The organism is Oleiphilus sp. HI0067, assembly GCF_001635735.1.
Window position 1 is genome coordinate 1 of the sequence record NZ_LWFI01000389.1, and the last position, 863, is coordinate 863.

Annotated in this window: 2 protein-coding genes; one reads left to right on the forward strand and one right to left on the reverse strand. The window is 46.1% G+C overall.

The annotated features are described in order from the left end of the window. The coding region (locus tag A3739_RS04575) for a gamma carbonic anhydrase family protein (RefSeq protein ID WP_197472051.1) at positions 1-356 on the forward strand (356 nt) is incomplete at its 5' end. A gap of 44 nt (positions 357-400) precedes the next feature. Here the strand turns inward: A3739_RS04575 and A3739_RS04580 are convergent. Then, positions 401-700, reverse strand: a complete 300-nt coding sequence (locus A3739_RS04580) for a PA4642 family protein (protein ID WP_068483328.1) — start codon at positions 698-700, stop codon at positions 401-403. Positions 701-863 lie beyond the last annotated feature (163 nt).

Here is an 863-nt window from a genome sequence, read left to right on the forward strand (position 1 = left end):
TCACACATGCCGGCCCATTCAATCCAGATGGCTACCCCTTAACTATCGGAGAGGATGTGACTATCGGTCACAAAGCGCTTTTACATGGCTGCACCATAGGCGATCGAGTACTCGTTGGTATGGGGGCCATTATTATGGACGGCGCAACTGTCGAAGATGATGTTGTGGTGGCCGCTGGAAGCATCGTTGCACCAGGAAAGACGCTTGAATCTGGGTTTGTCTATCGAGGAAGCCCCGCCAAAAAGGTACGCGAAATTTCAGAAAAAGAGCGCAAGTTTTTTACCTACAGCGCTAATAACTACGTCAATCTCAAAAACAAACACCTAGACGACTTAAAGTCACAGAAACTCATATAAAAAAAGCGACCAATTGGTCGCTTTTTAACTTCACGGGGAGGCGCTTAGTACACGGCTCCATTTGCTTCTAGGACTGCTTTATATGGTGCAGCCTTACCATAGCTCTGGATGCGCTGAAGTAGTGATTTTTGCTCTGGATTCTTAGCATTGATATCACGGCCTGCTTCCACAAAAAACGGAACAAAGCGCGCAAAAAATTCTGGCGTCATATACTGATATGCTTCTTTCAATACATGATAGTCTGCGTTCATTTCATCTCTAGGCTCTAAGGCAAGAAACCCTTTGATACGCTCATCGTCCCACTGCTCGCCTTCAACTTTTGGTTGGCTTGGACCACCACTCATAACTTTCTCCTAAAACTACTGCTATATCCAAAGCTAGAAGTCGATACCTAACGACTGGCACTCTGGATCATAAATACTAATTTCGACACGGCGATTCTTCGCACGGTTTTCAGGTGAATCATTAGGTACTAGAGGGTTCGTTTCGGCACGACCCGCCGCAATC